The sequence below is a fragment of the Halorubrum sp. SD41 genome, from assembly GCF_058630335.1.
Genome location: NZ_JBZVGZ010000006.1, coordinates 125033 through 132032 on the forward strand (window position 1 = coordinate 125033; position 7000 = coordinate 132032).

Sequence of the window (7000 nt, forward strand, 5' to 3'; positions counted from 1 at the left end):
GGTCCCCGCCTCGGCGGGCGCTCCCCGTCGGCACCTACGTTTTTAACGCGGCCGGCTGTACACGGTGACATGGTTGACGCGTTCGTCAGACTCGTCTGTCCGGAGTGCGGCAAGGAGTGGCAGGACAATCCCGCCGAGCTTCAGGATCTTCGGTCTAACTTCAGCTGTTCGGCGTGTCACGCGACGCGACGCCTGACCGAGTTCATGCGAACGGAACGCGACCTCGAGGCCGTCAAGCAGTTCCAGTGACGCGCGGCGGGGCCAGCCGCCGCCGAACCGACCGTCGGATCTCCCTCTCGGTCGAGCGCTCACTACCCGCGTAGTGACGCCGTTCGTTCGCTTCGCATGTCGCCGCGAACGGTAGAAAACGATCCTGATCGATCTATCGAGAACCCACTTCTCCGCCCCGCTACTCGCGAAATACGCGAACGGTGTGGTAACGCGACTCAAGATAATAATATAAACCTCCGGTAGCAAAGGACTGGTACTCATGAAGAAGCAGGAGCTCATCCATCTTCACGGTCTCCTCGCGGAGGTACGAAAACAGTGCGAGTTCTGGGACGACGACGTCGACCTCGAAGCCTACGAGGAACTGGGCGTGAAGCCGACATCGATTCACAAATCGAAGACCGACCACAAAGCCGCCGTTTTCAAGCTGACTGAGGGAATCACCGAGCCGATGGAGTCGTCCGAATCGGAGCCGCTGGCCCCGACGGCCGACTGAGACGTCTACTGCGCGCTGCTCCTCGCCGACCGCACAATCGTCGACCAGCGTCGCGACCGTCGCTCAGTACTCGGTGCCGTCTCCGGCGTCGTCCCCGAGGCCGTCCGACTCGGACGTCTCCTCCGGGGGCGCGGATCCCTCCGTGCGGTCGCTCTCCGCGGAGTCGATCTCGGTGACAGAAAGCACCTTCAGCGGGATGTTTCGGAGGCGCTTGCCGATCTCCTTGCGCGCGACGCGGCTGGCGTGTTCGTCGCGGTCGACGTTGAACACGTCCATCTGAAGCTCCAGGGCGACGAGCGCCTCGTCGGCCGCGACGAACGCCGGGTCGAGCCGCTCGCCGCTCGGCGACGTCCGCGTTCCGGTGTCGATCTCGACGTAGTTGAGGTCCGGATTGAGCATCTCCCCGGTCTTCGAGATGGCGATCCGAACCGCCTCGTCGGCGGTTTCCACGTCGTACACCGGAACCGCGGCCTCGACGACGACTCGACAGTCCATCACGCGTGCGGATACCACGCGAACGAGTATCAAACTTCGGCCGCGACCGGATCGGCCTCGGCGGGCCGAGAGCCGGCCGTCTCGACCCCGATCACTCGCCGCCGGCGCGGAGGTAGTAGAACACGTACGTCTGCGCGTAGCCGGCGAACTCGCCGCCGAACCGCTCGCGGATCGCCCGGGAGGTCTCGGCGTAGCTCCCGCGGTCGCAGTCGGGGTAGTACTCCTCGACGGTGGTGCGGATCCAAGTGTCGAGCGGCACCGCTTCGAGGAACCCCAGCGAGAACAGCAGCACGCAGTCCGCGACCTTGTCCCCGACGCCGACGAACCGCGTGAGCGACTCGCGGGCCTCCTCGTAGGGGAGGTCGGCCGCCTCCAGCGGGTCCGCCTCGCCGCTCGCGACCATCTCCGCGGTCCGCCGGACGTACGGCGCGCGGTAGCCCAAGGAGAGGTCGCGGAGTTCGTCCTCGGTGCGCGCGGCCAACTGCTCGGGCGTCGGGAAGGCCCGATACGTCTCGTCGCCGAGCGAGACCGCGTCGCCGTACGTCTCCCGGAGTCGCCGCTGCATTCCGTGGATCCGCGCGACGCGCATCTGCGCCGAGCAGATGAACGAGATCAGGCAGGGGAACACGGGATCGCGGGTCAGGCGCATCCCCTCGTAGGCGTCGTACGCGCGTTCCAGGAGCGGGAGGTCCGGCGTGGCGTCCAAGATCGCGTCGAGGTCGTCGTCGAGCCGGAGCAGGTGCGTCAACAGCGGCTCGGCGTCCGTCGACGCCTCCCACCGGAGCGTCCCGTCGCGGACGCCGCCCTCCTGTCGGACCCGGACCGCGACGCGCTCCTCGGTCACGCCGGGGATCGGGTCGACGACCGTCTCGTACCACGCGTCGTCGCCGTGCGCGTGGAGCTTGGCGTACGTCTCGCCGTCCGCGCGGTTCCAGAGGTAGCTCTGTCCGCTCTCGAGGGTCGCCTGTAGGTCGAACGGTCCAGCCAGGTCGCCGACGTCGATCGCCCCGCGTTCCATCGTCTCCGGACAGGGCGCGCGCAGGCATGCGGGTTTCGGTCCCCGAACCGCCGCCGAGGACGGGTTTTTGTCCGCGCGACCCGTATCCGATGTATGCCGACGTACAGGCGGACGACTCGGGTGCCGGCCCCGATCGAAGACGTGTGGGAGTTTCACTCCACGGTCGACGGACTGCGAGAGCTCACTCCGGACTGGATGCGGCTCCGCGTGGATGGCGTCGAAGGGCCGGACGGGTCGCCCGACCCGGAGGTCCTCGTCGCCGGTTCGGAGATCGCGATGTCGATACGGCCGTTCGGGGCCGGTCCGCGTCAGCGGTGGACCTCGCGAATCGTCGAGCGCGACCCCGACGGGGCGACGCCGCCCGAGCGCTCCGCTCGGTTCGTCGACGAGATGGAGGGCGGTCCGTTCCGACGGTGGGAGCACACCCACGCGTTCTACGCCGACGGCGACGAGACCCTCCTCGTCGACACGGTCGCCTATCGGCTGCCGCTCGGTCCTCTCGGCGACGCGGTCGGGCCAATGGCGAAGGTCGGGTTCGAGGGGATGTTCCGCGACCGGCACCGACGGACGGTCGAGCGGTTCGCCGAAAACTGACGGCTCGGCGGGGACGTGCGCGGTGCCGGACCGCTACGGCGACGCGAGCCGCGTCGCGTCCGCACCGAACGTGAGTTCGAAGACGGCGCCGTCGTCGTTTCGGGCCTCGATGTCCCACTCGTGCGCGTCGACGATCCGGTCGACGATCGCCAGTCCGATCCCCGAACTGTCGGCCGACGAGACGCCCGAGTCGAACACCGTGTCAGCGAGTTCGACCGGGATCCCGGGCCCGTCGTCCGCGACGTACATCCCGCCGACGCCGCCGTCCGCGGTGAGCGGGCCGACCTCTATCGAGACCTCCGGGCCGCCGTGGTCGATCGCGTTCCGGAAGAGGTTCTCCAGCGCCTGCCGGAGCCGACCCGGGTCGGCCTCGACGCGACCGACCTCGTCGGCGATCGTGAGCGTCGCGTCGGGCGCGCGGACCGACCCCCACGCCTCCTCCGCGACGGCCGCGATCGGGACCGGCTCTGTCTCGCCGATCGCCTCGCCTCGCCGCGCGAGCATGAGCAGGTCGTCGATCAGCGTCTCCATGCGGTCGACCGCGCCGCTCATGGCGTCGTACCGCGACGGGGAGAGTTCGTCCTCGGAGAGCGACAGGTAGCCCGAAATCACGTTCAGGGGGTTCCGCAGGTCGTGTGAGACGACCGCGCTGAACTGTTCCAGCTGTTCCGCCTGCCGTCGGAGCGCCGTTCGGCGGTCGTTGCGCGCGATCGTGTGCGCGATCAGGTCGCCGAGGGTGCGGTACAGGTCGACCTCGTCGTCCGTCCAGGCGCGGGGGTCGTCGGACTCGAACGCGACGATCCCGCTCAGTTCCCAGTCGACGACGAGCGGGACGTGAACCGTCGCCGGCGATTCCGCGACCCGGACCTCGCCGCCCTCGCCGTCCGCGTTCCCGGCAGGGACGGATCCGCGCGCGACGTTGCCGAACGTCGACAGCTGTTCGGGGTCCGGGAACTCCTCGAACGGTCGCGGTTCCGGCTCGGACCCGTCGGGACACCAGCCGTACGCGGGGACGAACTGCCCGCCGTCCTCCCGGTAACAGACGATCCGATCGAGCCCGGCGTGTTCGCCGACGTTCTCCATCGTCCACTCGATCTTCGTCCCGACCTCGTCGGTGCGGGTACTCATCAGCGTCGTTCCGGCGTCGAGCAACACCTCGGAGAGACGGGCGACGTCGTCGCTGCCGAGTCGGACGCGGTCGGGATCCAGTCGGCTCGCGAGCCGTTCGGCGAGCGGGTGGGTCGCGTCGATCTCGTCTGGATCGGACCCCCAGTCGCCGGCATCGACTATGTCGTCTGCGTCGGCCGCGAGCAGGGCTCTGACCGCCGTCGGCGTCGCGTCCTCGACGAGCGCGATCACCGGCACGTTCGACGGGAGCGCCGCGAGCCGCTCCGTCACCCGATCCTCGGTCGCGGCCGCGGCGGTGACGACGACGCCGCACGTCTCGTTCAGCGGATCCTCGCCGCCGCGGTCGTCGTCGAGATCCGTCGGGACGAACGCGCGGAGTTCCGGTCCGCTCGGGCCGCCCCAGACGGCGTCGACCGCGCGGGACACGCGTTCGCTCGCGCTCGGGTCCTCGCCCACGAACGCGACGACCGTTCGCCGGTCCATACCCGGTCCACTCGTTCGGGTGGCTTCAACGTTCACCCCAAAATATCGGTGCTGAAAACGCTACGTCCGAGCCGCCGTCGCGGTGACGTAGATACCGGCGAGGACGACGCATCCGCCCGCGATCGTCACCGGCGTCGGCGTCTCCGACAGCAGGGCGAACGCGAGCAGCGTCGCACCGACCGGCTCGCCGAGCAGCGAGACGGAGACGACGCTCGATTCGAGATGCGCGAGCGCCCAGTTGAGGACGGTGTGACCGAGCAGCCCCGGCCCGACCGCGAGCCCGGCGAAGAGGAGCCACTCCCGGGCGGGATATCCCGTGAGTGGGTGTCCCGCGACGAGGACGAACGCGAGCAGAACGACCACGCAGACGCCGTACACGACGGTGACGTAGGGTATCAGCGAGATGCGCTGCCGCAGCGAGCGACCGGCCAGCACGTAGCCCGCGGCGGCGACGGCGCCCGCGAGCGCCAGCGCGTTGCCGTACAGCGGACGGGGACCGACCGCCACGCCGCCGAGGAAGTCGCCGAGCGACATCGATGCCATCCCGCCGACGGCGACCGCGATGCCCGCGGCCATCCGACGCGTGACGCGCTCGCGCAACAGCAGCCACGCGCCGATCGAGACGAACACCGGCTGCGCCTGAACGAGGGTCACGCTCGCGGCGACGCTCGTCCACCGGAGGCTCTCGAACCAGGCCGCGAAGTGGACCGCGAGCGCGACCCCGGACAGCACCGCGAACGCGAGGTCGCGAGACCGGATCCGCGCGAACTCTCCGCGGTACCGCCACGCCGCTATCGCGGCCAGCGGCAGGGTCGTGAACAGCACCCGGTAGAACGCGGCGACCGAGCTCGGCGCGTCGCTCAGGCGGACGAGGATCGCGCCCGCGCTCACCGCGACGACCGCGGCCGCCAGCCCCGCCTTCGGCGACACCGCTGGCTTCGGACTCATCGGTTCTCGTGGTCGTTCGAGCGACGGGCGCTTACGGGTTTCGAGAACCGACCCGTGTGTACGGCGAGGTTCCCCGCTCGGTCTCCGCCGACGGTGATTTCACACCCCGGCGCGAACCACCGCTCATGTGTGCGGACACGTTCGGCGTCGGCATCCGCGTCGCCGAGACGGAGCTCCGAGTCGTCGTCGGCGTCCCCTCCGACATCGACGCCGGGTGGACCGACCCCGAGGCGTTCCAGTCGCTGGTCGCGGAGGCCGTGTGGGAGCGACTCGACCGCCGCCCGACCCTGGAGGCCGTCGCCGCGCGGTACGACACCGGTGAGACCGCCGCTCTCGGGAGCGTGACGCTCGAGCCCGACGGCACCGTGGTAGAGACCGACCTCAACCGCGTCGCGCCGCCCGACGGACGAAACGATGCGAGCGACTGACGACCTGAGTCAGCGCCGCAGCCGTTTCACTCCTCGGAGGCGCCCGCTTCGAGCGCGGCGCCGACCGCCCACGCCCGCTCCGGCCGGTACGCGGTGAGATCGTATCGGGTCGGCCCCACGGTGTCTCCCCACGTCTCCAGCGCGCCGAGCGTGACCAGTCCCGACAGGGTCGCCCCCAGCGTCCGCGGCGTCGTCTCCGGGTCGGTCAGCGCGGCGTGGACCTGTTTCGACTGCGGGTAGTTCCGGTCGCACGTCTCGATGCCGCGCTTGGCCTCGACCCAGTGACGGCGGACGTATCCGAAGGTCGTGGGGTCGTCGCGGGAGAGCCGTTCGACCGCCGCCGTCGCGTCCGCGTCGGCACCGAGGACGGCGTCGACGCGACCGCCGACGCGCGACAGCAACTCCGCGGACCCCTCGAAGGAACACCCGATCGCCACCCGGTTCGCTCGGTCCACGAACCGTTCGAGGACCCGGTCCACGAACGCGACGGCGGCGTCGACGCCGCCCCGAGCGGCGACGGGCGCTACGTCGTCGATTACCACGTCGACCATTCCCGAGGGGACTCCGTCGAGGTGATCGTCGACGGCGTCGAGAACTCGCTCGCTCTCGGCGTCGCGGCCGAGAACGGTGTACGCGAGCCCGTTGTTTGGCACCACCTGCGTTGAAGCGGCGGCCCCGCTCCGAGCGACGTCGCTCACGTCCACCACCGCCTCGCGGGCCGGCGGGCCCGCCGGCCTTCGCTCCCATCCGCTCCGCCACGCCTCGACATCGGTCCCGAACAACACGGACACGACACGCTCCGAGGCCACTCCGTCACGAACCGACGGCTGGCCGCCGCAGAACAGTCGTGCCGCGCCGTTCGATCCATCCACGATACGTTGGGTTCATCGACAAAAGTGATAAACTTACGGATGAGACTATTAGTACTGATACGCCTTCTCGCGAGACGATCAGCCGAGCACGGTGAGTCGTCCGCGAAACAACGCGTACCGAGTCCACGACTCAGCAAATTCGGTTACAACGACTTCGGACCACGCAACCGAGATCGGCGACCAATAGTCGCGAAAAGCGGGTGAAATGCGAGCGCGGCGGCTCTCCGTGTATGAAAAAAAGCCCACGGACGCGTTGTCCGTGGGCTTGGTGGGAAGTATCCCGTATGAGTGGGTAGGCGGCGACCCGTGG

General features: G+C 69.3%; 9 protein-coding genes. 4 read left to right on the forward strand and 5 right to left on the reverse strand.

Annotated features, from left to right (window positions below):
• Positions 1-69 precede the first annotated feature (69 nt).
• Positions 70-249 (forward strand): DUF7836 family putative zinc-binding protein, encoded by a 180-nt coding sequence (locus AC4NMM_RS04130; protein WP_096392845.1) that lies wholly within the window; start codon positions 70-72, stop codon positions 247-249.
• A 241-nt stretch (positions 250-490) separates the two neighbouring features.
• On the forward strand, positions 491-724 hold the full coding sequence (locus AC4NMM_RS04135; RefSeq protein WP_004598519.1) for a UPF0058 family protein: 234 nt from the start codon (positions 491-493) through the stop codon (positions 722-724).
• Positions 725-787: 63 nt separating this feature from the next.
• Here the strand turns inward: AC4NMM_RS04135 and AC4NMM_RS04140 are convergent, their stop codons facing one another.
• Together AC4NMM_RS04140 and AC4NMM_RS04145 are read right to left on the reverse strand one after the other, a co-directional pair.
• Positions 788-1219 carry a DUF555 domain-containing protein gene (locus AC4NMM_RS04140; RefSeq protein WP_096392844.1) on the reverse strand — a complete coding sequence of 144 codons (432 nt, stop codon included), beginning with the start codon at positions 1217-1219 and terminating at the stop codon, positions 788-790.
• Positions 1220-1310: 91 nt separating this feature from the next.
• Entirely contained in the window at positions 1311-2237 is a 927-nt protein-coding gene (locus AC4NMM_RS04145) for a DNA-3-methyladenine glycosylase family protein (RefSeq protein WP_491923605.1), read from the reverse strand.
• A gap of 93 nt (positions 2238-2330) precedes the next feature.
• Between AC4NMM_RS04145 and AC4NMM_RS04150 the strand changes: the two genes are divergently transcribed.
• Positions 2331-2831: an SRPBCC family protein gene (locus AC4NMM_RS04150; protein ID WP_096392842.1), complete on the forward strand. Its 501-nt coding sequence runs from the start codon at positions 2331-2333 to the stop codon at positions 2829-2831.
• A 33-nt stretch (positions 2832-2864) separates the two neighbouring features.
• On the opposite strand, the gene AC4NMM_RS04155 is transcribed toward AC4NMM_RS04150, so the two are convergent.
• Positions 2865-4442, reverse strand: a complete 1578-nt coding sequence (locus AC4NMM_RS04155) for an ATP-binding protein (RefSeq protein ID WP_096392841.1) — start codon at positions 4440-4442, stop codon at positions 2865-2867.
• 60 nt (positions 4443-4502) lie between these two features.
• Complete coding sequence (locus AC4NMM_RS04160; protein ID WP_096392840.1) at positions 4503-5390, reverse strand: DMT family transporter; 888 nt, start codon at positions 5388-5390, stop codon at positions 4503-4505.
• Between the two features lie 125 nt (positions 5391-5515).
• Here AC4NMM_RS04160 and AC4NMM_RS04165 point away from each other — a divergent pair, with 125 nt between their 5' ends.
• On the forward strand, positions 5516-5818 hold the full coding sequence (locus AC4NMM_RS04165) for a DUF8124 family protein (protein ID WP_096392839.1): 303 nt from the start codon (positions 5516-5518) through the stop codon (positions 5816-5818).
• A 26-nt stretch (positions 5819-5844) separates the two neighbouring features.
• Here AC4NMM_RS04165 and AC4NMM_RS04170 read toward each other — a convergent pair whose 3' ends face one another.
• Positions 5845-6516: a hypothetical protein gene (locus AC4NMM_RS04170; protein WP_096396057.1), complete on the reverse strand. Its 672-nt coding sequence runs from the start codon at positions 6514-6516 to the stop codon at positions 5845-5847.
• Positions 6517-7000 lie beyond the last annotated feature (484 nt).

What these genes read in the sequence shown, in the direction of transcription:
- AC4NMM_RS04140 (WP_096392844.1), bottom strand. Translation starts at nt 1,219, where the DNA reads ATGGACTGTCGAGTCGTCGTCGAGGCCGCGGTTCCGGTGTACGACGTG.
- AC4NMM_RS04160 (WP_096392840.1), bottom strand. Translation starts at nt 5,390, where the DNA reads ATGAGTCCGAAGCCAGCGGTGTCGCCGAAGGCGGGGCTGGCGGCCGCG.
- AC4NMM_RS04155 (WP_096392841.1), bottom strand. Translation starts at nt 4,442, where the DNA reads ATGGACCGGCGAACGGTCGTCGCGTTCGTGGGCGAGGACCCGAGCGCG.
- AC4NMM_RS04145 (WP_491923605.1), bottom strand. Translation starts at nt 2,237, where the DNA reads ATGGAACGCGGGGCGATCGACGTCGGCGACCTGGCTGGACCGTTCGAC.
- AC4NMM_RS04130 (WP_096392845.1), top strand. Translation starts at nt 70, where the DNA reads ATGGTTGACGCGTTCGTCAGACTCGTCTGTCCGGAGTGCGGCAAGGAG.
- AC4NMM_RS04135 (WP_004598519.1), top strand. Translation starts at nt 491, where the DNA reads ATGAAGAAGCAGGAGCTCATCCATCTTCACGGTCTCCTCGCGGAGGTA.
- AC4NMM_RS04165 (WP_096392839.1), top strand. Translation starts at nt 5,516, where the DNA reads ATGTGTGCGGACACGTTCGGCGTCGGCATCCGCGTCGCCGAGACGGAG.
- AC4NMM_RS04150 (WP_096392842.1), top strand. Translation starts at nt 2,331, where the DNA reads ATGCCGACGTACAGGCGGACGACTCGGGTGCCGGCCCCGATCGAAGAC.